This window comes from Rania fehmarnensis, assembly GCF_056494185.1.
Map to the genome: position 1 here is coordinate 4,523,598 of NZ_CM151398.1, position 26,317 is coordinate 4,549,914.

The window sequence follows — 26,317 nt, forward strand, 5'->3', positions numbered from 1 at the left end:
ATCGCGGCCTGGTTTCCAGGCGTTTATCAACACAACACTAGTAATGAGGAGTATGGACCTACAAGCATTATCAACTCACATTCGATGTCAAAACTTGGAACAATTGCCGCATAGCGTTTTTGCAGGTGGGCCATTGTTCAAGCTAGGAAAGGTGGTGTTCGAGCCAGGAACTTGGGAAGCCATTCCCTCCGGTATCCTGCTGCGAGCACTTGAACTGCACAGTTGCGGAGTATTTGGAAAGCTCGAGCTTTACGAAATTCAAAACAACTTCGAAAACGTGCGCAGGCTCGAGAAGGTCAGCCGGGGTCAGGAGACCTATGTCGGCTGTATTTTCTCACGATGGTGTCCTCGCGACTACTTACGATTCATCGTTGTGTCCAACTGGACGAATTCGATGAATACAGCGGTAGTAGCTATGGAAGAGTAGTAAAGCAGCTAGAGCCCCATTTCTTTGGCTCTAGCTGCTCCTTTATGAAAGTAATTCGTCGTGAACAGAGCAGGAAGGCCTGCAAGCGAACGACGAGCAAGGTGCGCAAGTCGCACAAGGAGGAAACATGGCAAATGAACCAGTGAAAAAAATTTCTGTAGGAAATGGAATCCATGCAGCGATTTGGAAGAACGAATCAGACAAAGGTGGGTCTTGGTTCACTGTCAAGATATACCGCAAATACAAAGACGACGAAGCATATAAGGAGACAACTTCGTTTCGGCGGGATGATCTTCTGTTTGTTTCGAAGGCGGCTGATATGGCTTTTGGTTGGTGCATCGTCAACGGTGACGCAAATCGCAAGAACAATCAGGAATAGCCTTTGGCAAAGAGCAGAAAACTGGCAGATGCAATCTGCCAGGTGACATGGAGGTCATATGCAATACAAAGGACCAATGAAACGTTCGCTGTTTCCATTGGGGGAAATGGTCGTAACTCGAGGCGCAATGGCAGAGCTGACTCAAGCAGAAGTGCTGTCAGCATTTGTTCGACATTCGCAAGGTGATTGGGGGGATCTGTGTAATGAAGATAAACAAGAAAATCAGTTCGGCCTACAGCATGGCTTCCGATTGGTATCTCGATACCATTCGGCCAACGGCACGGCTTTCTACGTTATCACAGAGCATGATCGCTCAATGACGACCGTACTTCTTACAACGGAGTATTGAATCGTTCTTCGAATTAGCTGGTTTTAGATGACGGTTTTCTTGAGTGCGACTGGTTTTCCAGTCGTACTCTTTCTCGAACACATGCAAACATTTGAGGTAATTGACACCTTGGAAGACATAACGATTGAGCCAAAGCCCTATGCCATGATAGGAGCTGGACCGCTTTCATCTGCACTTTACAAAACGGGCGATGAGTTGATCGGTTGGCAATACAGCTTCAACATCCATCGAACCGATTTTGCAACAGGATCGGTGTCCAATTGGCTACACCCCAGCGATCTGTTGAACGTTGCAAAACTCATTCAAGTCATTGGCTTTGAGATACTCGCCGACGGCTGCATTGACTCGCAACAACGCAACACGTTGCAGAGTTTGGTCAACAAGCTTGATGAAATTACTAAGAGCGAGAATCGCACTCGTAGGAAGCTCAAATGAACCGCCACCGAACACACGAAATTAGGGCTGGCCAAATCGTCGCAACCATCCGAAGTATTCGCAAGGGGACAGCAATTCAGCATGTTGTTTCAGTGTGCAGACTGGTTCGGAATGACGACAGGTGGGTTGAGTCGACTCGTTTCAATGCAGAAGACATTCCAGTTATGAGACATGTGCTCGATGAAGCGCACAACTGGATCATAAATCAACCAAAAGTGACTAGTCGCTCACGCAATACAAACAACGAGCAGAGATAGTCCGCAACTCAATAAAACCGAAGGATGAACCAGAGGCCGTCCAATGCACGATAAGCCTACACAACCGAGAAGCCTACCGTTCAGTGATACTCGCTCTACGGATACTTCCAGTCCCACTACGACGGAAACAAGAGAAGTTGGTAGCGTTGCATTCGCGGGTGAATTCACTGCTCAAGGCGTATCACCAAGTTCCCAACCAATTGTAGTTGAGCGGAACTGTATTGTCTTGCGAAGCGTAGGTGAACTATTGCAGCAGGGGGGACGAAAATTCGCATGTGTTTATGCAGACCCACCTTGGATGATTGGTGAAGGCAACGAGCTGTTCGTAAACGCGTTCAGCCAGTTGCCGATTACGTCTTTGATTGAAGACCACTGCCATCTGCATATGTGGGCTTCCAATGATTCCTTACTTGCTGCAGTACAAGTCATGGAGAATTGGGGCTTTCGATTCAGTGGATGCCTGGTTTGCATTAATTCCGACGGTCGGCCTAGTCGCTATTGGCTCGACTCACATGAGTTCTTGCTGCTGGGCACGCGAGGAGATTTACCGCTGATGGAGTCGAGTCTGCAAAGTTGGATTCACTGTAATCGCGAACCTAATGGTTGCCCGTCTCCGCGTATTCGGGACCTCATCGAACGAGCTAGCCCCGGTCCGTACTTGGAACTTTTCGGACGCTACCCAGCGATGGGTTGGACAGTCGTTGGTGGCCTGATCGGAGACTGACAGGCCACTTGCTCCTGAATCGTTTTGCCGAAAATTTTTGGGTACCGACTCCATTGGTCCCATCCGTAGAGAAACACTTTTACTGGTTTACCTAAGACTTACCCGCTTGATACACACGCCATACCAGGGCCTCTAAGCATCTTTCGCCTACGCAACGGCGAAGCTAATTACGGGAATGTCACTGGCTATCACGAAGACCTTGCCTGCAATCAAGTTCTTTCGGTTTCACGCTCAGAAGCGCCAAAGCTGAGCATTTCGTGGACTGGAAGTTGGCGTTCTATACGTTGGTCGAAGTCGTTCTGACACCAAGAACCAACCACTGAGCGCTGGGCAATTACTGAGTTTTTTGAATGACGGCCATAAACTTTAGTGTGCCGTTAGGTCATCCAAACCATGGCATCACGCAAATCACCTTCGAAATTGACGCCTCGCGCGGAAGAGCCGCGACGGCGATCGCGTTCGCCGACCGGTGTGATTCTTCGTTTACATACGGATCTTGCAGCAAACGAGAACCACCCTCTCGCAAGCTTAGATCCGTCGACGCGAAACGGTGAGCGGCAGAAACTGATTGCTTCGATTCTCGCGAGACTTGCTGGCGGATCAATTTCCGAAAAACAACCAGTCGATACAATGAACAAAGCGGAAGACCAATCCACGTCCTAAGGTTTCGAGGTGTGAAGATGAAGTCGAAGGGAAAATCGAAGCAAATCCGACCGCTTCGCATCGCAGGCTATGTGCGAGTATCGTCACAGCGTCAAGTCAATGAAGGCGACAGCCTAACCGCCCAACAAAACGAGATCGAACAGGAAGTTGAGTTTAGAACGCGTCGTGAAAATTGGGATGTCGGCTCACTAGAGTTCTACATCGACGCAGGAAAGTCGGCGAAGGACCAGAACCGGCCACAGTTGCAGAGATTGAAACGCGATATTGCGGCAGGCAACATTGATGTCGTTATCTGCTTTAAGCTCGACCGCATCACACGAAGTCTAAAAGACTTTGTGGACCTTTGGGCGCTTTTTGCAGAGCACAGCGTGGATGTCATTTCTCTTCGGGAGAAATTTGACTCCTCGTCTCCAGCGGGTATGGCCATGCTCCAAATCATTATGGTCTTCGCCCAACTCGAACGGAGCATGACTGCCGAGCGGACTTTTTCAATCATGCGAGATAGGGTGGAACGAGGGCTCTGGAACGGTGGACACATTCTCGGCTATAGATCGAAACCGAATGAGCCGGGTGAATTGGAAATCGACGAAGGTGCTGCTGTGCTCGTTCGACAAATCTTTGATGGATTCGAAGAGCTCGGTTCATCGGGAGCTGTTACCCGTCGGCTCAGCGATAATGGCATACGTTATCCAAGCTACACAACTCGGTCGGGCAAACAACGTGGCGGTAACTTATTTGCAAAGCAGAAGGTCACTGGGATATTGCGCAATCCCGTGTACATCGGACAGATTCGCTGGGGAGACGCGGTCCACGACGGCAATCACTCACCGATCATTGCAAAGGAGCAGTTTGACAGAGTCCAGATCAAGATTGCAGAAACGGCTCGTCGGCGAACAGGTCTGAAAGTCAAACCCAAGGGGAGACACTATCTTCTCACTGGCGTGCTTCGTTGTTCGTGCGGTGCCCACATGGTCGGATACTCGTCACCGGGCCGGAGTCGCACGCATTACTACTACTCCTGCACACGCCAACTCCATGAAGGGGGCAAGTACTCTTGCAGTGCTCCGAGAATTCCGGCTGAAGCCTTGGAGCCAGCAGTATTGGGACGTATTCGCGAAATCAGTCGTAGAGCCGAGGCACGTGAAAAAATCGTCGAGCGAGCGCTCGCATGCTTGGATTCCGAATCCGAGAAATTGCGGCAAACTGAGGATATCCTTCGAAGGCAGCATCAGAAGACTAAAGCTGATATTGGTCGACTTGTCGAAATCCTCAAAAAACGAGGTGTGAATGCACTCTCGAGTATCGAAACGGAACTTAGCCAACTCGAAACCGAGGAACGCGGTCTCAAAAAGCAGTTTTCGGAACTTGAAAAAAGACAGAAGCCATTGGAGCGAGTCAGCGATGACGCCAAGGCGTTCATCCGCAATTGGGGAGACGTGGGCGAGCTTCTGGACGCCGCTACTGATGAGGAAAAAACGCAGCTTATTCGCCACTACGTCGAAGTCGTCGAGTTGCATGCAACGGACGCCAAAGGAAAGACCGGCACGTACGCGATGCGTCTTTTCCCGGAAGTCTGTCCTGATCGCGGTTTCGACTGGGGTGCTGCGGGCCCGGAGACGCTTCCGATCAACGGAAATCCATGCCCTGAAACGAAAAACGGGACCGCCATCCAAGAGGATGACGTTCCCGTTTCGTTAACTGAATCCCGTCTGGTGTGTATACCTGACGGAAAAGCTCCTCCGGTAGGACTCGAACCTACGACCCGGCGGTTAACAGCCGCCTGCTCTACCAACTGAGCTACAGAGGAAGGTGATTGGAGTGCGACTTGAGCCCCGCAGCGGAGGCCTGAATGGCTGGCTGGAAGCGGTGGGACGCACGTGTGCTTGAGTATACCCGACACCTGTGGCTGGCACAGGGGTGGTTACTGACGCTCGGGACTCTTTTTCGCGCTCTGGGGCGGTATAAACGGCACAAGCCGCTTGCTGCTCTAGCAACACCACCTCCGGCGCGCGAACTGGTCGTCCACTGAGGCCGTCTTTTATAGGATATTGGCAGCCGGTGACAAGTTCACCTGGACAAAAATTTTTCTCGAGACCCTCGCTCGAATCAGCCCACCCCCGCAGCGCCCTCGGTTTCTTCGGCGCTGACGGTCTCCCGAGCCTCGTCCTTGGACAAGGTGGCTTGCAGAAGTTTGGTTACTCGACTGGCCAATAGCAAACTGTGAGCATTGCTGAGAACCGAAATGAGCTCTCCCGAGTGTAGCTGTGCGGTTACCTGGTGCAGGCCGAGACCTGCGGCTGAATTTTCGCTCTGCGAAAACTGAAAACTGCTTACTTCACTCAACGCCAGGCTCCGCGTGTTCCAACCCCAAAAGGTTGGCTGCTGATATTTCAAACTATGGCCGTCGCACGTAAGGCGCTGCGATCCCCGGGTGATCCACAGCGCGGCCCAGGGTAGCGCGGCGATGGCCACCCCGACCCACGAGCCCACGGCCAGTCCGCCTCCACCAAATACTAAGATCGCTGCCACCGATGTCACCGCACTCAGCAGCGGGCGATGAGTGCGTCGCGACAAACGCAATTCCCAGTTGCATCGGCCACGCTCCTTTAACTGGCCACCATAACAAGCCGCCAACTCCAATAAGCTGGGCGCTCGCGCTGCATGCGGAAAGCCCGACCTGGTATCAAACTTACAAGCTTCGTCAAACTCCTGCGCTTGATCAGCCCGCGGAAGTGAATCGCCAGTGGAGAAAACCGGTATATCAAACTCTATACTGTGAACCAGTCCCCACGTTCCGCTCCAACTCAAAGCAACCTCCCAGTTAGTGGATTCTTTGCGGTTAGTCTCGGCAGCAGTGCTTGGCAACTTAAAACGAACAGGCAACCACGCGTCCGCGTCGCGTCGCACAATCAAACTGCCGTCGACTACATATTGGTTCTCGAAGTGATCGACCTGATACGAGTCTCGCTCATCCACATGCCTACTCGACTGCGCGGCCCTGGTCATGCGCGTCGACGTGCAGCGCAGCGAAACATGGATCCAGCGCGGAAAAGGGAGCGACGCTGGCCAGCGAATCTGACATCGAACAGCTCCGCCACGTCGGAAGGGAGCATCGATCAATTCGCAAACAGTATGTCGCCAGCGATAAGCATCACGAGCAACCCATAGGGCATAGACCATGCCCGCAGCCGCGATGACAATAAAACCTGAAAGGAGAATCACCATCGCCACTGCCGATGGATCGGCCTGGGCGCCTGTGGGATCTAGCAAATAGATTAGCAGGCAACCAATGGTCATCGAGCTCATCGCCAGAGCCAGCCCCAAGCAGGTGATAGCCCGCGGAGTCAGCACGTGATGACTTTGATGATCTACCCAATCGAGCCGATGGCGCCACGCCTGCTTTGGATAAGTGGTTCGCACTTGCCGTTCAATTCGCTCTTTACGCCACACATGCCAACAGAGTCCGAAGAGTAACGCGGATGTGGGGCCAAAAGTGCCTAAGATGGTCGCGGACCAGACCACACTTAAGATTGTCATCCCACCGATGAACAGGCCCCTCAACAACCCGAGGCCCGCCAGGGCAGCAAAAGTTCCAAAGGTGACACCCATGACCAGCAGAACCAACGTAGCGGCTCGCTCCGAGAACGTAGGTTGGTGATTGTCCGCTGACTGCATGAGGACTTCCCGAAAAGTCGTAGCCTTTCGCCGCCGCTATATCGTACTTCGAGCTAATCGCGAAGTGCCTGGTCGGTATCATGCTGGTATGGCAACAAGGATCGCACGCGTTGGGGCGGGGCCTGGTCGACGATATTGACCTGGCGATCCGCGAGGATTTTTCTTCGCGGCGCGATTGTTGATTCAAAGATTACACCGGTTGGTCGAAAACGATCCCCAAGGCGCAATACTGAGATGATGCCAAGTTCGTTAACGGAAACTAGTGTAACGCCCATCCAAGCACGCGAACAGCGCTGTGAACATAATCAGTCGACAATAGTTAAACCTAGTTATAGTGTGGTAATCTACTGGTAACAACATGACACGAAAGTACTTAGCCGCTGCAGCCAAGCAGTTGTCAATTGAATGCAACGCTTGCACCGTGTGGCGGCGTTGGCTACTGTTAAGTCCCCTACTTCCCACCTCCTCTTTTTGATGCCCCTGTTATGAAATTCTCTCTTGCATTGCTACTGGCCGTGATGGCTCTGCCGTCATTCCTGCGGGCCGACATTCAGATTGAGACGCAATCAATCGCTATGCGCGACGGTGTTAAGTTGGCTACGGACGTTTATCGCGACGCGACCATTCCTCGCGCGCCGGTCATCTTGATTCGGACACCTTACGATCGCACCAGGCAAAAAGCCACCGCCGAACGCTTCGCGCAGGCAGGCTATGTGTTTGTCGTCCAGGACTGTCGAGGCACTCGTGATTCCGAAGGCGTCTTGGCTCCGTATAACAATGAGGGCCAAGACGGTTACGACACGATTGAGTGGCTGGTCGCTCAACCGTGGTGCAATGGTCGAGTCGGAATGATGGGCGGCTCTTATGTAGGCGCCGTGCAGTGGCAAGCTGCGGTTGAACATCCGCCAGGCCTGGTTACGATCGCGCCGCAAGCAACCTGGAGCAGTTTCTATCGCAATCTGTACCTAGGTGGGGCCGTGCGATTGTCGCTGATTGCCAGTTGGCTGGCCGGCAATGCACCTAAGCCGCCGGGGGCTGTGCAAGCTGACTTCGATGAGGCGTTTATGAAGCTGCCTCTGAGCGACGTCGATACAGCGATCGGTTGGTCGATGCCGTGGCTAGACGCCTATTTGAATCATCCACAACCCAGCGGCTTTTGGAAGCGAGTGGAACTGACTGAGCAATTGCCCGACGTGAAACTGCCTGTGTTGCATGTAGTGGGTTACTACGATTTCTTCTCGCGCGAAAGTGTCGACAACTTTGTAGTCATGCAGACTAAAAGTAGCGACCCCCAGACGGCCAGTCAGCAACAGCTGGTCCTCGGTCCTTGGGATCATGGTACGATCGGTCGCTCGAAAGTCGCCGAAGTCGACTTCGGACCAGCCGCGACACTCGACATGACCGAGTTGCATCTGAATTGGTTTAATCGCCACCTCAAGCAGGATGCGGCTGCGCTGTCACAGCCACAACCCGCAGTACGATATTTTTCCATGGGCGATAATCAATGGCAAGAAGCCAGCACTTGGCCACCTGAGGGCTTTCAGGCCACGCCGTTCTATCTGCATTCAGCTGGTCATGCTAACTCACGCCGCGGCGACGGCCAGCTCTCACGAGAAGCTCCAGTCAAGGAAGAACCCAATGATACGTTTCGTGCGGATCCCAACCATCCCATACCGGCTTGCCCAGTCACAGCTACGCGACCACTTAAAGCCGCTGAGTGGGGACCCATCGATCAAAGTTCGCTGGAAGATCGCGATGACATTCTGGTCTATAACACGGAACCTTTAACGGAATCCGTTACGCTTGCAGGCAACATTCAGGCCAAACTGTTCGTCAGCGCGGATACACCGGATGCCGATTGGGTGGTCAAGCTGGTCGATGTTCATCCCGACGGCTTTGCGCAGAACCTGGCTACAGGAATCTTGCGCGGACGTTATCGCAACTCGCTCCTCGAGCCCGAGTTGCTGGTAGCAGGACAGACTTACGAGCTAACAATCGACTTGGGTCCGTGCGCCGCGACGATTAAGCAGGGGCATCGGATGCGCGTCGACATCTGCGGCGCTCTGTTTCCGTTGTATGATCGCAACCCCAATACCGCTGAGGGTATCTTCGGCAGCCAAACGGCCATAGCCACCGAACAGGTTTTTCATCGCCCCAATGCGGCATCGCATATTGTGTTGCCACTACGTGGCGCGCATTAGCCCCGGTTCTAACTAAGCCGTGGGCGTTAGCCCCGGTTCCTACTCCAACTTAGCGCTGCCTGGGCCAATACACCGAACGCCTTGAACGATTGGTTGTTACATCAAAGCGGTGGCTAAGGCCACCGCACTCCAAAGGAACTGGGGCTAATGCCCTCGGCTTAGTTGGTCATGCGCAGGAATAGCCAGGCTTGTGCTTGTTTCCAATGTCGGTGCGCGGTGGCTCTGGAGATTTTCAGTGTTTCGCAGAGTTGTTCCATGCTCAGGCCGCCAAAGAAGCGCAGTTCGACCAAACGCGCTTGATGAGGATCGTACTTATCGAGTTCAGTAAGTGCTTCGTGCAGACTGATTAGTGTTTGATCATCGATCTCTGGGGCAGCCAAATCGAATTCTACGTCGACACGATGCCCTTCCACCGAGCGTTTCTTGGCCAGCTTTCTGCGCGCGTTGTCTATCAAAATCTGACGCATGGCCCGTGCAGCGGCGGCGAAGAAGTGACCGGTATTGTCCCAGCGCTTGTTGCCATCGGGCGAGACCAAACGTAAGTAGACTTCGTTGATCAAAGCGGTCGGCTGCAACGTGTGTCCAATTTGCTCCTGACGCATGCGATGGCAGGCCAGCTTGTACAACTCGTCGTATACGATTTCAAACAACCGCTCCGAACTTTGGCCAGACGAAGCGATATCTGTACCGCTAAGCGATTGCAGGATCTTCGTTATGTCATCGGGGCCAGTACTCATCGTTAAACCTAACCAACTTTCACACAAGGTAGCCACCGTCGCCAGACGGTGGACTCCTCTGGCGACGAATTCCACCGCTTGGCAGCGGTGGCTACCAATTAACCAACTTGGAAGATCAGTCGAGGCATCGCGCCCGGACTGACAACCTCTTCATGCACGTGGAAATTTAATTCTGAACCGGCTACGAGATCCTTGACGGTATTGGAGACAAGGATCTGTCCTATAGTGGCGCGCTGCAGTAACCAATCGGCCGACTCGGCGGCTGGACCGCTCAGCTGATCATCGCGAACTTCGCATTCGCCTGTATGCACGGCGATTCGCATGGCCGTACCCAAACGCTGGGCGGATGAACGCATGGCCATCGCCGCGCGCACGGCTCGCGCTGGACCATCAAACGCAGCCTGCACGCGTCGAACTAAAGGCGGAAAGCGTTTGCCCCGGAACAACTCTACTTCGCGAATGGCATGCGCCTGGGCAATCTTGACAGCCTCCAAGGGTTCAGACTGCATGAACTCTGCAGTCAGCACCGTGGCCAGCACATGTTTGATTTGGCTATCGTGCGTTACTCCCGTCAAGAATTCTTCGATGGGTTCGAGAATCTCTTCCTGCCTTCCCACAAAGGGCAAATGATCTTTACCTGGCAGCTCCACAAACTTGGCGCCCGGGATGTTGTCAGCCAGGTATTGGCCTTCTTCGACTTTCAGGCATTGGTCGCCTTGGCGGTGAATGACCAACGTCGGAACACAGATGGTCGGTAAAACAGGCCGCACGTCGATTTGCGCATTCATTTTCGTCAAGGCCAGCACTGCCCCTGGACTGGCTCCCATGCGCAAGTAAGTCGCCCACCAGGCACGGAACTCAGCGTCGTTAGCCAGACTGGGTGCGCGAGCCTCAATACCTACCGGCCCGCCCCAATTGAGTCGAATGTCTTCTAAGAACTTTGCATGCTGACCTTCGTCGGGTCCCCACGGATAGTCTTCGGCTTTTAATCTCCGAGCATAACAGCCGATCATGATCAGGGCTGTCGTCTTCTCTGGATAAGTGGCTGCAAACAGAGCCGACATGGGGCCGCCTTCCGAGACCCCGCACAGCACTGCGCGCTCGGAACCAACTGCTTCCATCACCGCGCGGACATCATCCATACGTTGTTCAAGCGTTGGCAATTGTTGTGTAGGCACACGGTCCGACAGACCTGTACCGCGTTTGTCAAACAGGATCAAGCGTGAAAATTTGGCCAGGCGTCTTAGAAACGAAGCAAAGGTCGGATGCTTCCAGAACCAATCCAAGTGGGACACCCAACCCATCACAAAGACAATATCGATTTCGCCAGCGCCTAGTACTTGATACGCGATGTTTACATCACCACTGAGCGTATAGCGAACCTCGGGACTGGACAGCAACATCTCCGCGGTGTCATCGCTGCGTGCGGCATCGGTCAATTGATTGCTGGGCGATGTGGCGGCGGAGGTCGCAACACTATAAGAGCGAAACAGCTCGTCGATCAACTCCAGCTCAACGACAACTTCACGAGCTGTAAAGAGTCGACGCTGGCGATCTTTGCGCAAGAGGGCACCAATCAAATGTTTCAACTCGTCAGGCAGAGTTGTAGGCATCGGCAATGGCTCACTCTGCAAGATGCTGGCCATGACATCGATGTCCGCATCGCCCGAAAAGGGCAAGCGTCCACAGAACATTTCATACAGCAGCGTGCCCAAGCTGAACATATCCGATCGATAGTCCAGAGGTTGACGTCTGACTTGTTCGGGCGACATATACCGCACCGTACCCAACACCACATGAGCGTCGGTGACCGGCGTGTGTCGCTCAACGGTGCTGAGCTCCGAGGTTTGACCTTTTTGCTCGAACTGCTTGGCCAATCCAAAGTCCAAGACCTTCAGCAGTCCATCCCGGCGAATCATGATATTCTCGGGCTTGAGATCCCGATGGATGATGCCAGCCGCATGCGCCGCTTCGAGTGCACGGGCGATGGCGATGGCGTGTTGGACTAAATTGGTTGGCTGCCAGGTAGAGCCTGATAGAAGCGCGCGCAAGGTGTGACCGTCAACGAACTCGGTCGCCATATAGTGAAGGTTTTCGTGAATTCCAACTTCGTAGATCGTCAATATGTTCGGATGATTCAGTTGGCTGACCGCTTTGGCTTCCACGCTGAAACGTCGGATCCACGACTGATCGGTCGTTCGATGACGCGGGAGAATTTTGATAGCCACTGGTCGATTGAGGCGCGTGTCTTCAGCCAGGTAGACCTCGCCCATGCCGCCGACGCCCAAACACTTCACAATGCGATAGTGCTGGAACTCTTGTACAGCGGCGAAAGCGCGCAGGTCTGACGATAAGCCATCGGCAAACTCTTTATCGAATTCACTCTTACTTCGCAGTTCACCAGTCGCATCCTCGCTTCGCAGCTGGGCCACGCGTCGCACCAGTTGGCCTGGAAACTCGTCCAGCGCGTCGCCGAACTTCTGGAATTGGGCCAACTTCGATTCGATGCGGCTGCGCAGGGCAAGATCATCACGACACACCGAGTCCAAAAAGGCTGCGCGCAGCGCACTGCTATCCATTTGGCTGGCTGCAAGGAAAATCTCGGCCTCAGTCATTGCGTCGGGATTCCAAAAACTTGGATTTTGATTGGCTGGTGGGCAGCTCTCGCGACAGTATTCATACTACAATAACCGAAACCATCCCACCTCGCGCACCCTCCTACCATCGCCGCTACTGACCATGCCCTCAGGCTCCTCAACCATTTGGCTCGTTCGCCTGGGTCTGATCCTAATCGCTTCGATGTTGGGTCATGCTCCCACTTGGTGCTTGGCCGACGATGAGCGTAACTCTCGGCACGAGCTATTTGTGCTGATGCATAACTCGGGTACGGTGCAGCGGTACGACTTGGCCACTGGAGAGCATACCGGGACTTTCATTAGTGCTTTACCTCCGGCCAATGCAATTCTGTTGGCCCCGGATGGTTGTTGGCTCATCTCAACCGGCAAGCCCGGCGAAGTGGGCAACCTATTACGTTTCGATCCACGTGGTAGTGGTAGTCTAACACCCTTCATCGATATCCCAGAAGGTTACGGTGGTCGCCTGTTTCGCCCGACAGGCATGACCTGGTGGGAAAACCGTTTGCTAGTGGCCAGTCAAATCGATGGCAAAGTCAAAGCCTACGAATACCCCAGTGGACAATGGTTAGGCGATATCGTAACCGCCTCGCCAGGTGGTACAACACAAATTGCGATCGACCGCGACCATCTACTGATCACGGATTACGGCGGTCACGCGATACGTCGCGCAATGTTAAAGGGCTTGCCTGAAACAGCCATTACCAGCCAGCCCTGGGCCCAGAACTCGGCCCAGAACCCGCCAGAGTCACCTTGGGGCGTCGCGGTCGACGGCGACGGACGAGTCTTTTGGTCGACGGCCAGTGGCCAGATCTTTCGATCCACAACTAATTCAGCCGGTGAAGTTGAATCAACTGTTTGGGTCAAAGCCAACTCAGGCCTATCGACGCCCTTTAGTTTGACCATTGGACCGGACAAGACGTTGTACTGCGCTAGCCTAGGGGGCGCAGTTAGCGTGTGGAGCGTGGATGAACCATTGGATAAACCTTTGCGATTGATCGCAGGGCCCGAGGTTCAAGGTCCAGCCAGCATGGTCATCGGAACTGCCCCGCGCCGCCCCGAGTTTCATGCGCCAACGGTTGATGCGCTAGCCGAAACCGATGAGAAACTGGCCTTCTTCGAAAACAAAGTTCGACCGCTCTTGCATCAACACTGTTTAGAGTGCCATGACCAGAATGTGCAAGAAGCCAAGTTGCGGTTGGATTCGCGAGTCGGCTGGGAAGTGGGCGGTCGATCGGGACCAGCTGTTGTGCCTGGCAAACCCGAGTCCAGTTTGCTGATTCAAGCTGTTCTGCACTTGGATAAAGACCTCAAGATGCCGCCCGGCGAGAAACTCTCACTCGAAGATGTCGACGTACTTACTCATTGGGTTCGCAGTGGAGCCATCGATCCGCGCCGTGACCAAACAAAAGCAGAAGATCCGAGTACCGATAGTTGGGCTGAAGAATTTCAAAAGCGGCTCGACTGGTGGAGCCTCAAACCAATGCGAGCTGTGTCTCCACCTTTGTTAATTAAAGACAATTGGTCCACGCAACCCATCGATCGATTTGTATTCGAAAAGCTGCAATCTGCATCGCTGGCTCCCGCCCCACCTGCCAGCCCCGAAGTCATCGCACGCCGCTTGTCGCAGGTCCTGACCGGTTTGCCCCTGACGGGTGAGACGCGAGCTGAATATCTACATCGCTGTCAGGTCGATGCCGAAGCAGCGTACCAGTGGTTGGTAGATCACTTGCTTGAATCACCGCATTACGGCGAACGCCTGGCCAGGCACTGGATGGATGCCGTTCGCTACACAGATACTTACGGTTATGAGTGGGACAATCCTGCCAAGGGCTCGCACGAGTATCGCGACTATTTGATACGAGCCTTCAATGATGATTTGCCCTACGCTGACTTTCTTCGCGAACAGTTGGCCGGAGATCTCCTAAGCGAACCGCGCATCAACCAGGCTCAGGGCATCAATGAAAGTATTATTGGGCCCATGTTTTACCACTTGGGTGAACATCGACATGGCAGCAGCCTGGCCTTCAACGGCATTCATCAAGAGATGATGAACAATAAGATCGATGCCTTTTCCAAAGTTTTTTTGGCAACGACGGTAGCCTGTGCCCGCTGTCACGATCATAAACGCGAAGCGGTTTCGCAGCGCGACTATTACGCGCTTGGTGCAGTTTTCATGACACCGCGTTGGGTTAGTCGCCCGGCTGATGCTCCGGACAAAAATGCTACGGTGATCCAACGCTTAGGTGAGCTGCGCGACCGGATAGCCAAGCTGCTGGCTGGCCAGTGGTCAAACTATGGATTGTCGATGCAGCAGCTGACCGAAGTTGTGGTTAAGCTCAAGCAAGCCGAGAAACCGCCCATGCCTGCCTTGGGCGATGTGCTTTATCCGTTGTGGAAACTGGGTGCCAGTGCCGATGACGCCCAGTGGTCCTCGACATGGCAAGAGCTGCAAAGTGAATTTGTAACTACGCGTGCCACGCGAATTCAGCAGAACCAGTCGATCCATGTGTTAACCGACTTTTCCCAGGCAACGCTGCCCGAAGGTTGGGTGATGGAAGGCGAAGGCATTCAATCAGGCTGGGTCGGGCATGGCACACCGTTGATTGCGCTAGAGGGCGATGGCATCATCGCTCAGTTCTTGCGACAAGGTTTGCATACGCACGCGCTATCATCCAAGCTGCCCGGTGTCCTGCGTATGCCTCCTGAACATACTGTGCCTGGTCAGTTTGCGAGTCTGCAATTAGCAGGAGGGCAGTATAGTGGTTCGCTGGTCTTTGATGAGAACTCGTTTCAAAACGAAACCGTGACTTTCTTCAAAGACGCCCAGCCTGTGTGGCGCAGTTATGCTGATGCCGCTCTGAAGAATGGGGTCACGCGTGTGACCATCGATTTTGCGACCTCCGCTTTGAACGCAAATTTTCCGCCACGCATCGGATTGGCTGCTGGACTGCCAGCCAAGGATATGGGATTTGACAAGCGCAGTTGGTTGAGCATCTGCGGAATCGCCACACACGACACCTCGACTGCACCGCAGAATGTGCTCGACGTTTACTTAGACCTCTATCCGGATGCACAGAGCCACCTCACCAAAGCCGAGATCGAATCGCGGGTGGTGGCGTGGTTTGACTCTGCCGTGCGACGTTGGTGCCAAGGAGAGACTCTGGCCGGCGATGTCGATCGCCTGAATTTTTTGCTCGATCAGCGTCTACTGCCGCAAGACTGCGGACCAACTACCGAACTATACCACTTGGTCGAAGAATATCGGCAACTGGAAAGCACAATCGAATTTCCGCGAACCGTGAATAGCATGGACGAGCGGCTGGTTTCTAAAGCTGGCGTCTACTTCAATGTGCGCGGCAATGTCGATGCCATGGGTGAGCTGGTATATCCCGATGGTCTGCAAATGTTTCTCTCACGCAATCGCATCGCGGAAGAGCAGGGCAGTGGTCGACTGCAGTTAGCCGAGTCGCTGCTGACTCACGAACATCCGCTCACCGCTCGCGTGTATGTCAATCGCGTTTGGCAGTGGGTGTTCGGTCATGGACTGGTTGGCACTCCCGATGATTTTGGCCGCCTGGGCGAACAACCGTCGCATCCAGAGTTGCTGGACTGGTTAGCGCGACACTTCATTGAAGATGGTTGGTCGACCAAACGCCTGGTACGGATGATGGTACTTAGCCAGACATTTCGTCAGTCTGGGCAAGTTGATCAACTGGCCATGCAAGTTGACCCGGCCAATCGCCTGCTGCATCACTTTGCCACGCGGCGGATGCAAGCTGAAGAAATTCGTGATGCGCTATTAGCGGTGTCCGGTCAACTCGATCGTCAACTATATGGTCGCCCGATCAATCCACCTCGTACCGTCGAAGATGAAACGAAACGCCTGTTTTCCGGACCTCTTGATGGCCATGGCAGGCGTTCACTCTACCTGACCATGTCCATAATGGCTCCGCCCAAGTTCTTAACGACTTTTGATTTGCCTGACTTGAAACTTCCCAGCGGCCGTCGCAACAGTACTAATGTACCAACCCAAGCTCTGCAACTGCTGAATGATCCGCTGGTCATGCAGCTCGCCCAGCAGTGGTCGCGATTGTTGCTGACCCTGCCAGCTCGCGACGCTTCTGACAGACTGAACCAGATGTTTCTAGCGGCTTACGCGCGGTCGCCGAATTCTGACGAGTACGCCTGGTGGATAAACTTTATACATCAAGTATCTGATGGCGATGATGTTGTGAATAATGAATCGGCTTGGGCTCAGGTGGCGCATGCGATTTTCAATACAAAAGAATTCATCTACTACCGCTGATAGGAATAACCAGGTGGTGAACCGATGAGCAAACTTCGACATACTTGTTGCCCGGGTGCGTTACCCCGCACTGCCTCGCGCCGCGACTTTTTGCGGCAATCGAGCCTCGGTTTTGGCATGTTGGCCTTGAGTGCCATGACGGCTCGCCAGTCAGTTGGCCAATCTGGCGAGGCGCATTTTCAGCCGCGAGCCAAGCGTGTAATTTTCTGTTTTATGGATGGCGGCCCAAGTCACGTTGATACGTTTGACTACAAACCCATGCTGAAGAAGCATCAAGGTGTGCCCATTGGACCGCGCTTTGTTACCAAACGCTCGCAATCGGATGCCGGTCGCCTGTGGCTGGGGTGTCCCTGGAAGTTTGCGCGCCGTGGTGACAGTGGTCTGTGGGTCAGCGACCTGTTTCCCAACATCGCCAAAATTGCTGATCAGCTTTGTGTAATACGATCGATGGTCGGCGAGTTACCGCTACACGGGCAATCCAATTTGCTGTTGCATACGGGTCGCATCCTTGGCCAGGCTCCCAGCTTGGGCGCTTGGGTTTCGTATGGTCTGGGTACCGACAACCAAAACTTGCCGGCTTATGTGCTGCTGAACAACGATTGGGTTCCCAATGGCGGTCTGGAGAACTTTGGCAGTTCGTTCTTGCCGGCTAGTCATCAAGCGACCGTGATGCGAGCCAAGGACAACCCGGTCGACAATATCGCGCCCAATGAAGATCGAGTCACACAACTTCGCAAGCTGGAGCTGCTCAGCCGAGCTGATCACAGCTTTGCACAGCAGGCCTCCAGTGCCGCTCCCATCGAAGCGGCCATTGCTAACTACGAGACGGCCTTTCGTATGCAATCAACTGTACCCGAAGTAGCCGACATCTCGCGCGAGCCCGAACATATACACCGTTTATATGGCACCGATGCTGCCGACGAACATCAGCGTTACTATGCCAGCCAGGCGTTACGAGCGCGGCGTTTGATTGAAGCGGGCGTACGTTTTGTTGAGATTACATGCCCTAGCTTCGACGGTAACAATTCGCCTTGGGATCAGCATAGCCTGCTGAAACAGAACCACGAGAAGAATGCCCGGGTTACGGAGCAGGCAGTGGCCGCGTTGATCGTCGACCTGGCACAGCGCGGTTTGCTGGACGAGACTATCGTGTTGTGGGCCGGTGAAATGGGGCGTACCCCGCACACGCCCGCGATCAACGACAGCGCCGGCCGCGATCATCATGTCAGCGGGTTTAGCCTATTCTTGGCCGGTGGTGGATTCAAACCTGGCATGGCATACGGCGAAACCGATGAATTTGGCAATAGTGCCGTCATCAATCCGGTTACAGTCCACGACTTGCATGCTACCATGCTGCATCAGCTCGGGTTGGACCATACGCGGTTGACGTATCGATACGGCGGTCGCGATCATCGTTTGACCGACGTCCATGGAACGGTGATCCAAGACGTGCTGACCTAGTCATTAATTGAAGTTTCGAATCTCATCTCCAATCTCGAATCAGTATTCAATGCTAGAAAATCCCAAACGCGCTCGTGTTCGAAATGTCGTCTTGTGGTTTGCAGTGACATTGGCGATCATCACTTACATCGACCGGGTTTGCATATCGCAAGCTTCGCCGATGATGCAAAAAGAACTGGGCCTCTCGAAAATTCAGATGGGCTATGCGTTTGCGGCCTTCGGTTGGGCATACGCGCTGTTCGAGATACCTGGCGGTTGGTTAGGTGATCGCATCGGTCCCCGCCGCGTGCTAACGCGTGTAGTGCTGATGTGGTCTACATTCACGATCGCTACGGGCTGGGCGTGGAATCTGGGATCGCTGGTTGTCAGCCGATTTCTTTTCGGAGTGGGCGAAGCCGGATGTTTTCCGAACATCACGAAAGCATTTACGCTCTGGTTTCCACAGCGCGAACGCGTAAAAGCCCAAGGCGTGTTATGGCTCAGCGCGCGATGGGGCGGCGCGTTTACACCGCTACTGGTCGGTTGGATGTTAGCGGGCGGCCCAGGCTCGGATAGCCAGGTTGGTTTGGGGCTGCACTATAAATGGGTCTTTATGATCTTCGGATCACTGGGCATCGTATGGGCGCTACTCTTCTTCAATTGGTTTCGTGATCGCCCTCAAGATCATCCAGCGGTTAGCCCCGAAGAAGCAGCTGAAATTGGCGATCACGGTCATGGGCTAGACCATGTGATGCCATGGGCCAAACTGTTCCACTCGCGAACCGTACTGGCCCTGTGGGCCCAGTACTTCTTTATGTCGTATGCCTGGTACTTCTACATCACTTGGTTTCCGACTTATCTCAAGGAGAACTTTGTCGGCTTGACCGAAATGCAACGCGCGTTGCTGGGTGGTGTGCCCCTGTTCATGGGCGGCTTTGGATCGATATTTGCCGGCGTCATTTCGGCTCGACTGGATATTGCCTTTGGTGGAGTTGCCAAGACGCGTCGCATTCTGGGCATCGCAGGCATGGGACTGGCTGGCGTGATGTTGATTATATCGATGCAGATTCAGAATCCTTGGATGTCCGTCTTGGCCATCGGAATGGCTAGCATGTTCAACGATTTGGCCATGCCGGGTGCGTGGGGCGCATGTATGGATGTGGGAGGTCGCTACACGGGTGCACTTTCGGGCAGCATGAACATGTCGGGTCAAATATCCGGCGCGCTGGCTCCTATGATCACGCCTTACGTGTTGTTGTGGACAAACAACAATTGGAGCATCAACATGTGGATGTTCGCTATCGCGTACTTCTGCGGAGCCATCTGTTGGACTCAGGTGAATTCGGATGACCGATTGCACGATTGATGGGCCCGGCCTTGGCAATAAATAGACCTGACCCCTTTTCCGGAAGTACGCTGGAGGTTGCCAGAAGGTTGTTGGGGACCGAGTTAGTGAGACAGGTTGACGGCCAGCCAGCCAGTGGCATCATCGTCGAAGTCGAAGCGTATTTGCCCCAGGACGATTCAGCCAGCCACAGTTATCGTGGGCTGACCAAACGCAATGCGGCTATGTTCATGCCTGCTGGTACTCTGTATGTGTATGCCATTCATGCCAAGTATTGCTTGAACATCGTGACCGAACCGGCGGGCGTCGGAGCCGCAGTCTTGATTCGTGCGTTGCAACCTTGGCAAGGTATCGACATTATGCGCGAGCGCCGCGGGATGACGAAGGTCCGCGACCTGTGCACAGGTCCCGCCAGGATGTGCCAGGCACTGGCGATCGACATACAATCCGACCGCACTAACTTGCTAACTTCAGAAGAGATTTGGATTGACCCGCCCCCGCCAGAAGTCATGGCTCAACAGTGGCAGATTACTGAGTCTCCGCGCATCGGTATTTCAACCGCTCAAGAACTTCCCTATCGATTTTTCATCGACGGCCATCGCTGTGTTAGTGGGTTGGCTAGATTGCATCGACAGAAACGCGAGTGGTTGTTTTAGTAGAGCAGAGGGGCCTTCGCCCGCCCGGGCCAACGGTCGGTCGAGAATTTGGTTAACGGGTTCCCATATGTAAACGCAGAGACGCAGAGGATCGCAGAGAAGACCGGATCTATTTGGACTGGTCTGGCAACCACGGACCGAAAATGTTGGCAATTCATTGCCAATCATCACGATCTCCAAATATTCTCACTTCTCGTTACGATTCAACGCCACACCTCTGTGTCTCTGTGCCTTTGTGGTTAGCTAGAAAACAATTGTTACGCGCTCAGGAACCGTGATCCACTCTGTCAACAAGGATTTCCTAACCACAGAAACGCAGAGGATCGCAGAGAAGATCCTCAGCGTTTTCTCTGCGGTCTCAGCGCACTCTGCGTTTCAATAAACGGCATTCCCGGGACTTTGTCCGTGCTTCAGAGCGGTGGTTGGCTCAGGCGGACCTTCGCGCTCACGCTCAGGCGGAGCCTGCGTGGCAGTGGGTTACCAGGCAGAGCCTGGTAACCAGATGCAACAGGAGTACGACTTGCCGGGTGCTGAGCGGCTGGAGAGCCGCTCTACGAGCTATTCTTTTTCGAGCGTGTCGATCAAGGCGGCTTTAAACTGTTCCAGGAAACGTGAGCCGCCGCCGACGAAGACGTGGGTGACTTCGCCTTGACGATCGATGATGACAGTCTGCGGAATGGCGGAAGCTTGATATTGCTGGGCCACTTCACCGTCATTGTCCAGCGCGACTGTCGTCGAAAGCTCAAGCCGTTTAAGTGCGGCCAAGGCGCGATCTTTGGACTCCTGCAAATTCACTGCCACCAAGTCGACTTGACCATCGCCGAGCTCTCCGACAATGCGATCGACTTCGGGCATAGTCTGCATGCAAGGGCCACACCAACTGGCCCAGAAGTCCAGCACGACCACTCGGCCTTTCAACTTGCTAAGCGTGATATTGCTGTCTGTGGCTGTGGTCAATGAAAAATCAGGGGCGGGCTTGCCAATCAAAGGTGAGCCGGATTCGCCGGCCGTTTCGCCTTCTTGATAGACCTTGGGCAGAGTGGCTACCGATAACTTCCACACATCATTTTGTAACTTTCGCGCCAGACTACCTACATCTCGACCAATCAACAACGTGCTAAGTTCGCTGACATTAACTTCGCAATCGCCGAGCAGTTCATTATTACCCTTAACCAATTGATCCACCCTGGAATCAGTATTGGTGATCTCTATCTTGGTCGGCGTGAAGGTGATCGCTTTGCCAGTGCGTTGGATGGCGTGCACCTGCAGTACGTTTGAAAGGGCTGCAACAGGTTCTGCTTGCGCGTTTTCAGTTGATTCATCGGCTTTCGCCACCTGCGTGTCCGGTGGATCGCTAGCCGGTTTGTTGTTCTCTGGCTTATCGGCCTCCGTTTTCTTTTCATCCCAATCGCGCGTATGTAACCAGTAGATTTGGGCGATGGCATCGGGCGGAAATTCGACGTTCGATAATCGGATCTCGGCTGTTACTTTGCCGTCGCTATATTTGACCAGACGACCACGCAGGTAGTCACCATTGGCAGCGACGAACAAGTGCGTGGGAGGATCGGCTTTGGATGCGCGGGGAACGGTCAACAGCTGCTTCAGTTTCTCCGGAGGTAACTCGGTAATGCGCGCTCGGGCGACTAGCGTTACGGAATCCATCTTTTCATGGGGCACAAGCTTCTTTTCCTCGTTGAGAGTGAAGGTCACACCGCGTTCGTCGATCTGTTCTACATCGCCGCGGACAGAATCGCCGCTACGAAAATTGAGACCTGATTCTACAACCTTTGATGCTTCGAGAACCTTCTGATCCTCTACGACTTCAGCCCGAGGTTGGGCACCCCCAAATAGAAATTGTACTCCGGCAGCAACGATTCCCCCGTTCACATTGACGCGGCGCGCGCGCGCTCTGGCACGCTCGTCACCCTTCGCTGCTGTGTTGCGAGGCAACGCCTGGTAAACTACTTTGCCTTCGAAGCCGGTCAGCAACCTCACTGGGCTGAGCGCCTCGGAGGCCTGCCAAATGACTTCACCTGGGTTCAATGATTCACTCAGGCAGCCCGTCAGTTTCAGGCGTTCACTCTCTAACAGTCCGCGACGTGCCTTCAACTCAGGGCCCTTGGCCTCAACTGCATCGGCCTCAATGGCACTACCCGACACGCCAACGATTTGGTCCATGTTAATGACCAGAGGAGTTGCAATTCCAAGGACCTGGAACTCCAGTTTATTATCTCGGGCATTCTTCCAGATTCCCACACAACTACTTTTGTCGGCGAATGAGACTTCGACACAGTCATCGGTCACCGGCTCCGACGGAGCATTGCCCAACGTAGCGCGAGCAACTGTGTTCAAAGCTACGTCGGTATTGGAATTGTCTTCGCGCTGCAGGCGGAGCATCGAAGTCGATGAATCAAACGCTTGGATCGACCCGACGATTACCTCACCATCATTCTTGACAAGGCCGCCTTGATCGATGCTGGCTTGGTTTGGTAATCGCCCGCTCCATTCCCGCACATCGATACGCTCCAGTCGCAGAGTCCCATCTTCGGTGTTGGCATTCAGCAGGCTGACCGTACGATTGGTCGATGCCTTCAGACCCTTGAGGGACAGGCTACCAATCAGCTTGCCAGTAGGCGTGCAAGCGGAGATCTTGCCCTCGCGCTGATCAAGATAAAGAGTCAAATTCAGCCGGCTATCACTAGACAATTCGCCCAAGGATACAAAGTCCGCCTTGTTATCCACCTCGCGAATCATCGTCAAAGTTCTGTCCCACGTTTCCAGTCGCACCAAGGGCGACTCGTTCAGATCCCCAGGCTCCGGCCGCTTGTTGCCTGTGGCCAATTGCAGTTGAAACTGGGGCCGCTTGGACCAAGACATCAACAGTCGCACTTCACACATATCTGTCAACTCGGCATCGCATCGCGTCGGACTGCCGGCCTCGCTGGTAATCAGTGAGCCCGCCTCCATGGTCCACGCAGTCGCTAGCGGCGCGGACTCCCACTTCTGCCCTTGTCGCGGTCCTACGAACAGAAGTCTGCCTGAACCGCCACTGGCGATCAGTTCGCTAAGCAAAGAACGTGGAAAGCTGACCTCGCCTAAGCTAGGCGACTGCACCGTCAGAGATTGCTCAGAAAGTGATTGGAGTTGGCCAACGATACTCGAGTTGTTGCGCAGAACAAACAACCACTGATCACCTGCCTTAACAGCCGGGTCGTCATCAAGTTCTATTGAGTTAACAGCATGAATGGGATATTCCAGCGGCGCATCAAACTCATCGCACTTAACGGCAATGTTCCCTGGTTCTCTGGCTGGCACAAGTGCGCCGAGAATGAAGTCGCCGTTCTTTAGCCGCAACCGCATATCGGACTCAGCGGCTTGCGTGACCGGTGCGTTTAATGCAAGAAGTGTCGGCCATAACACCGACAGGAGAATCAAAACCAGGTAACCATTCGCACTACGAGACAGCATAGGTTTAACGCTCGTATATCGGTAAGAATTTGTAGTTCAAGGCCATGGCCAACAGAGCCATCGAAGTCGAGAGCTGCTTGCCAAAGGTTCCATCGAAACTACCGTCATCGTTTTGGGCTGCCCGCAGTTGCCGTACGGTGGTGCGGTTCCACTTTTGCCAGGCCGCCACGTCCGCTTGAAACAGAGCTTGTGCCTGGTAGTAGCGGCAGTACTCTGGATAGGAACCCGATTCAGTCATGTTCTCGGTAATATACTTTTTCACGGCTTCGAACTGCTTCATGTCTTTTCGTTTAGCGATGCTATAGACCAGGCAGGCGATCGAACTGCGAGCGGACGATTCACCAAAACCCTCCATGCCGCCTGAATAGCCGACGATTCCGTTGTCACCAGTGCAAGAGGTAAAGTACTTGATCGCTTTGTCGATAGCCTCGTCGGGCACTTCGATACCGGCATTGCGAGCAGCTAAGAGTCCGACCAGCACGGCTCCACTGACTGAGGTGTCCGCATCGCGAGCGTTGGGGGAGTATCGCCATGCGCCAAATGGATTCTGCGATTGAGAAGTGATAGCGCAGCGAACACTAAGTTCGAGCGCCTCGGCAATGCTGCGGCTCTTAGTGCTCGCCACTTTGCCTTCCCAAAGATCCACTTCATCGACGCAGCCATAAGCTTCCGCTAAGGCTAACATCGCAAATCCGTGGTGGTACATACTGTCACCAATGTATCCCGTCTCTACATCCTGCGCGCTGATAATGCTCCGCAGTGCCTTGCGGATGGGCAAACTGTACAGACCGTAGTTGGGATCTTCTCCGGAGGCCAAGAATGCCAACATGCCCAAACCGGTCGTACCGGGTCCCTGCTGGCCGTCACCGGTCCAACTTCCGTTGTCTGTTTGCGATCGCATCAGGTACTGCAGACCACGCTCGGTCATCTCACGGACTTCGCGCGGTACGACATCACCATGAGAGGCGATGACGCCTGCACTCAGCCCCAATTCATCCTCTTGCGCCCCGGCAGAGCCGCAGCTGAAAGCGACAAATGCGAAGCAGGCAGCCAGGTTGTATAGTGTTAGCATCCGACTCATCGAAGTGCCGCCTCAACGTTCTCGTAACGGTTAGTAGCGGCTCTCAACAATTGGAACTGCTTGTCATCCAAAAACTCTTTGAGTTCTTCATCGGACACGCGAACGACTTTTAGGTAGGCAACAATTGATTCGTAGTTGTCAGGCAGTTCCTTGACTGGCTGTTTATCAATCAACTCGACCAGCTTCTCACGTTGTGCTTTGACCATACAAAGTCGCTCGTCCAGTTCTGCCACAAAACGCAGCGTGGTGGCATGTCGTTGACGCTTCAATACATCTTGCTGGTAATCCACAATGGTCTTTAGCTGATCTTCGCTGAGCGTACCGCGAACCAGTTGATAGAACAGCGACTGCTTTCCAAAGCGATTGCTTCGCGACTGCTGCATGACCGGCATCAAGATTTGGATGGCCTTCTGCTGGTCTTGGGCATTGTTCATGTCAATATCATCGGTGAGCGCCTGCAGTTGGGTAAGCTCGAGCATGAATCGGCTGGCCACACCCCGCACAGCTAACTCCAGTTTCGCCGCTTGCTCGGGCGACACGGGCTGCGATTTCCTTTCCAATACACCTTTTATCTCGTTGCATTTTTGAAGGCCCATGGTGACGATATTTTGTTGGTAGGCAGCTTCTGTCTGGCCTTGCAGAATCCACATCTGCACCGGTTGTTGGCGGTCCTGTGCAAAGCCAGTGGCAATGTGCCAAGTAACCAAAACAAATAGGAACACCAGGGCCGAGGCGGCCCGTTGAATTCGATGTCTGGGCAGAGTTGGATTCATAGCGTTAGAACTCATCTTGACCATCGATAAATTGCTCCCGTTGCACGCTGACCTCTTGGCAGCCGTGGATGATTTGCAGCTGATCCTTGGTCAGGATCTTCTCATAGAACTCCTCGGGAATCGGCGGCCGATAGGTTTGCGACGAATCTTGTAGGAAGAAGCTCAACTGGATATCGTTGGCCTCCTCCCAGCCAGCCAAGGCTGCCTTCAACGGCTCCACTTGATCGGGCTCGAGCATGACGCGTTGATCGAGTATGACGACCAGACATTCGCCGTTGGCCCGCTTGACGAACTCCTTTCGATCAGTCAATTCGGCTTCGTACACTTTTTGCTGCTCGGGCGTCAGAACTACTTTGTATTTTTCTTGCAACTTGCTTTTGAATCTTTCAACGGTCGAACGACTCAGGTTGCCCATAGCAGGTCCACCCTGAACCTGGATTGCCATAACTTGATTGCGGGCCTGGCGACGGTTCGTTTTAAGTGCATCGGCCGTGAGATCCACACCTAAGCCGGAAACCTCGTTCACCTGTTCATCGGTAAGTGAGCAAGCTCTTTTCAGAAAGGCAATTTCGGTGTCCCGAACGCGCTCCAACATTTTGTTGTTGGCTGCGCGAACCGGATCTTCCTCCGCTTGCTGTCCCCAAGCGATTGGCAGCGGACATTGCGTGGCCGCCAGACCGAGGCCCAAGATGGTCAGAAAGAATGAACTGGCGAATGACGTGAGGCGACGAGTTAACATGCTGCTTGTTAGTTAATTTGATTTGG

At 53.8% G+C, this 26,317-nt stretch carries 19 protein-coding genes, 1 tRNA gene and 1 pseudogene; 11 read left to right on the plus strand and 10 right to left on the minus strand.

From position 1 onward, the window contains the following. Positions 1-52: 52 nt before the first annotated feature. From SH573x_RS15520 to SH573x_RS15545, 6 genes and pseudogenes are all read left to right on the plus strand, one after another. Entirely contained in the window at positions 53-427 is a 375-nt protein-coding gene (locus tag SH573x_RS15520) for a hypothetical protein (protein ID WP_479356481.1), read from the plus strand. Positions 428-554: 127 nt separating this feature from the next. Beyond that, a complete protein-coding gene (locus SH573x_RS15525; protein WP_479356483.1) occupies positions 555-806 on the plus strand; it encodes a hypothetical protein in 252 nt (83 codons plus the stop codon). 76 nt (positions 807-882) lie between these two features. Next, entirely contained in the window at positions 883-1,155 is a 273-nt protein-coding gene (locus SH573x_RS15530; RefSeq protein WP_479356484.1) for a type I restriction endonuclease subunit M, read from the plus strand. 27 nt (positions 1,156-1,182) lie between these two features. After that, on the plus strand, positions 1,183-1,590 hold the full coding sequence (locus tag SH573x_RS15535) for a hypothetical protein (protein WP_479356486.1): 408 nt from the start codon (positions 1,183-1,185) through the stop codon (positions 1,588-1,590). Positions 1,591-2,073: 483 nt separating this feature from the next. Beyond that, positions 2,074-2,571 carry an MT-A70 family methyltransferase gene (locus SH573x_RS15540; RefSeq protein WP_479356488.1) on the plus strand — a complete coding sequence of 166 codons (498 nt, stop codon included), beginning with the start codon at positions 2,074-2,076 and terminating at the stop codon, positions 2,569-2,571. Positions 2,572-3,251: 680 nt separating this feature from the next. Next, positions 3,252-4,289: pseudogene (locus tag SH573x_RS15545) on the plus strand (recombinase family protein); the annotation flags it as partial. On the opposite strand, the gene SH573x_RS15550 reads toward SH573x_RS15545, so the two are convergent. The 4 genes from SH573x_RS15550 to SH573x_RS15565 form a co-directional block, all read right to left on the minus strand. Then, the gene (locus SH573x_RS15550; RefSeq protein ID WP_479356490.1) at positions 4,218-4,751 is read right to left on the minus strand and encodes a hypothetical protein; all 534 of its coding nucleotides are present in this window, start codon (positions 4,749-4,751) and stop codon (positions 4,218-4,220) included. The pseudogene SH573x_RS15545 and the gene SH573x_RS15550 overlap by 72 nt on opposite strands. 217 nt (positions 4,752-4,968) lie before the next feature. Further along, positions 4,969-5,041, minus strand: a tRNA-Asn gene (locus tag SH573x_RS15555). A gap of 299 nt (positions 5,042-5,340) precedes the next feature. Continuing rightward, positions 5,341-6,909, minus strand: a complete 1,569-nt coding sequence (locus tag SH573x_RS15560) for a hypothetical protein (protein ID WP_479356491.1) — start codon at positions 6,907-6,909, stop codon at positions 5,341-5,343. Between the two features lie 53 nt (positions 6,910-6,962). Next, the gene (locus SH573x_RS15565; RefSeq protein ID WP_479356493.1) at positions 6,963-7,184 is read right to left on the minus strand and encodes a hypothetical protein; all 222 of its coding nucleotides are present in this window, start codon (positions 7,182-7,184) and stop codon (positions 6,963-6,965) included. A gap of 210 nt (positions 7,185-7,394) precedes the next feature. Here SH573x_RS15565 and SH573x_RS15570 point away from each other — a divergent pair, with 210 nt between their 5' ends. Continuing rightward, entirely contained in the window at positions 7,395-9,110 is a 1,716-nt protein-coding gene (locus tag SH573x_RS15570; RefSeq protein WP_479356495.1) for a CocE/NonD family hydrolase, read from the plus strand. Between the two features lie 158 nt (positions 9,111-9,268). Here the strand turns inward: SH573x_RS15570 and SH573x_RS15575 are convergent, their stop codons facing one another. Both SH573x_RS15575 and SH573x_RS15580 read right to left on the minus strand, forming a co-directional pair. Beyond that, on the minus strand, positions 9,269-9,847 hold the full coding sequence (locus SH573x_RS15575) for an ECF-type sigma factor (protein WP_479356496.1): 579 nt from the start codon (positions 9,845-9,847) through the stop codon (positions 9,269-9,271). 98 nt (positions 9,848-9,945) lie between these two features. Further along, positions 9,946-12,462, minus strand: a complete 2,517-nt coding sequence (locus SH573x_RS15580) for an alpha/beta fold hydrolase (protein ID WP_479356497.1) — start codon at positions 12,460-12,462, stop codon at positions 9,946-9,948. Positions 12,463-12,586: 124 nt separating this feature from the next. Here SH573x_RS15580 and SH573x_RS15585 point away from each other — a divergent pair, with 124 nt between their 5' ends. Genes SH573x_RS15585 through SH573x_RS15600 form a run of 4 tightly spaced genes read left to right on the plus strand, consistent with a single transcriptional unit; the run spans position 12,587 to position 20,230 of the window. Further along, positions 12,587-16,789, plus strand: coding sequence for a DUF1553 domain-containing protein (locus tag SH573x_RS15585; protein ID WP_479356498.1), 4,203 nt, complete (start codon positions 12,587-12,589; stop codon positions 16,787-16,789). Positions 16,790-16,813: 24 nt separating this feature from the next. Then, positions 16,814-18,250 carry a DUF1501 domain-containing protein gene (locus SH573x_RS15590; RefSeq protein ID WP_479356500.1) on the plus strand — a complete coding sequence of 479 codons (1,437 nt, stop codon included), beginning with the start codon at positions 16,814-16,816 and terminating at the stop codon, positions 18,248-18,250. 49 nt (positions 18,251-18,299) lie between these two features. Continuing rightward, the gene (locus SH573x_RS15595) at positions 18,300-19,595 is read left to right on the plus strand and encodes an MFS transporter (RefSeq protein WP_479356502.1); all 1,296 of its coding nucleotides are present in this window, start codon (positions 18,300-18,302) and stop codon (positions 19,593-19,595) included. Further along, a complete protein-coding gene (locus SH573x_RS15600; RefSeq protein WP_479356503.1) occupies positions 19,595-20,230 on the plus strand; it encodes a DNA-3-methyladenine glycosylase in 636 nt (211 codons plus the stop codon). Before SH573x_RS15595 ends, SH573x_RS15600 begins: the two co-directional genes overlap by 1 nt. A 558-nt stretch (positions 20,231-20,788) precedes the next feature. On the opposite strand, the gene SH573x_RS15605 is transcribed toward SH573x_RS15600, so the two are convergent. Genes SH573x_RS15605 through SH573x_RS15620 form a run of 4 tightly spaced genes read right to left on the minus strand, consistent with a single transcriptional unit; the run spans position 20,789 to position 26,291 of the window. Beyond that, the gene (locus tag SH573x_RS15605) at positions 20,789-23,698 is read right to left on the minus strand and encodes a TlpA family protein disulfide reductase (RefSeq protein WP_479356505.1); all 2,910 of its coding nucleotides are present in this window, start codon (positions 23,696-23,698) and stop codon (positions 20,789-20,791) included. A gap of 4 nt (positions 23,699-23,702) precedes the next feature. Further along, a complete protein-coding gene (locus tag SH573x_RS15610; RefSeq protein ID WP_479356506.1) occupies positions 23,703-24,779 on the minus strand; it encodes a prenyltransferase/squalene oxidase repeat-containing protein in 1,077 nt (358 codons plus the stop codon). Continuing rightward, positions 24,776-25,567, minus strand: a complete 792-nt coding sequence (locus SH573x_RS15615; protein ID WP_479356508.1) for a hypothetical protein — start codon at positions 25,565-25,567, stop codon at positions 24,776-24,778. The genes SH573x_RS15610 and SH573x_RS15615 overlap by 4 nt, the downstream gene beginning before the upstream one ends. Then, the gene (locus SH573x_RS15620; protein ID WP_479356510.1) at positions 25,557-26,291 is read right to left on the minus strand and encodes a hypothetical protein; all 735 of its coding nucleotides are present in this window, start codon (positions 26,289-26,291) and stop codon (positions 25,557-25,559) included. Before SH573x_RS15620 ends, SH573x_RS15615 begins: the two co-directional genes overlap by 11 nt. Between the last annotated feature and the right edge of the window lie 26 nt (positions 26,292-26,317).

Excerpts from the sequence above, each read along its gene's own strand:
- SH573x_RS15520 (WP_479356481.1), top strand. The coding sequence starts at position 53 with ATGGACCTACAAGCATTATCAACTCACATTCGATGTCAAAACTTGGAA.
- SH573x_RS15525 (WP_479356483.1), top strand. The coding sequence starts at position 555 with ATGGCAAATGAACCAGTGAAAAAAATTTCTGTAGGAAATGGAATCCAT.
- SH573x_RS15530 (WP_479356484.1), top strand. The coding sequence starts at position 883 with ATGAAACGTTCGCTGTTTCCATTGGGGGAAATGGTCGTAACTCGAGGC.
- SH573x_RS15535 (WP_479356486.1), top strand. The coding sequence starts at position 1,183 with ATGACGGTTTTCTTGAGTGCGACTGGTTTTCCAGTCGTACTCTTTCTC.
- SH573x_RS15550 (WP_479356490.1), bottom strand. The coding sequence starts at position 4,751 with ATGCAACTCGACGACTTCGACGTAGTGGCGAATAAGCTGCGTTTTTTC.
- SH573x_RS15560 (WP_479356491.1), bottom strand. The coding sequence starts at position 6,909 with ATGCAGTCAGCGGACAATCACCAACCTACGTTCTCGGAGCGAGCCGCT.
- SH573x_RS15565 (WP_479356493.1), bottom strand. The coding sequence starts at position 7,184 with ATGGGCGTTACACTAGTTTCCGTTAACGAACTTGGCATCATCTCAGTA.
- SH573x_RS15570 (WP_479356495.1), top strand. The coding sequence starts at position 7,395 with ATGAAATTCTCTCTTGCATTGCTACTGGCCGTGATGGCTCTGCCGTCA.
- SH573x_RS15575 (WP_479356496.1), bottom strand. The coding sequence starts at position 9,847 with ATGAGTACTGGCCCCGATGACATAACGAAGATCCTGCAATCGCTTAGC.
- SH573x_RS15580 (WP_479356497.1), bottom strand. The coding sequence starts at position 12,462 with ATGACTGAGGCCGAGATTTTCCTTGCAGCCAGCCAAATGGATAGCAGT.
- SH573x_RS15585 (WP_479356498.1), top strand. The coding sequence starts at position 12,587 with ATGCCCTCAGGCTCCTCAACCATTTGGCTCGTTCGCCTGGGTCTGATC.
- SH573x_RS15590 (WP_479356500.1), top strand. The coding sequence starts at position 16,814 with ATGAGCAAACTTCGACATACTTGTTGCCCGGGTGCGTTACCCCGCACT.
- SH573x_RS15595 (WP_479356502.1), top strand. The coding sequence starts at position 18,300 with ATGCTAGAAAATCCCAAACGCGCTCGTGTTCGAAATGTCGTCTTGTGG.
- SH573x_RS15600 (WP_479356503.1), top strand. The coding sequence starts at position 19,595 with ATGGGCCCGGCCTTGGCAATAAATAGACCTGACCCCTTTTCCGGAAGT.
- SH573x_RS15605 (WP_479356505.1), bottom strand. The coding sequence starts at position 23,698 with ATGCTGTCTCGTAGTGCGAATGGTTACCTGGTTTTGATTCTCCTGTCG.
- SH573x_RS15610 (WP_479356506.1), bottom strand. The coding sequence starts at position 24,779 with ATGAGTCGGATGCTAACACTATACAACCTGGCTGCCTGCTTCGCATTT.
- SH573x_RS15615 (WP_479356508.1), bottom strand. The coding sequence starts at position 25,567 with ATGAGTTCTAACGCTATGAATCCAACTCTGCCCAGACATCGAATTCAA.
- SH573x_RS15620 (WP_479356510.1), bottom strand. The coding sequence starts at position 26,291 with ATGTTAACTCGTCGCCTCACGTCATTCGCCAGTTCATTCTTTCTGACC.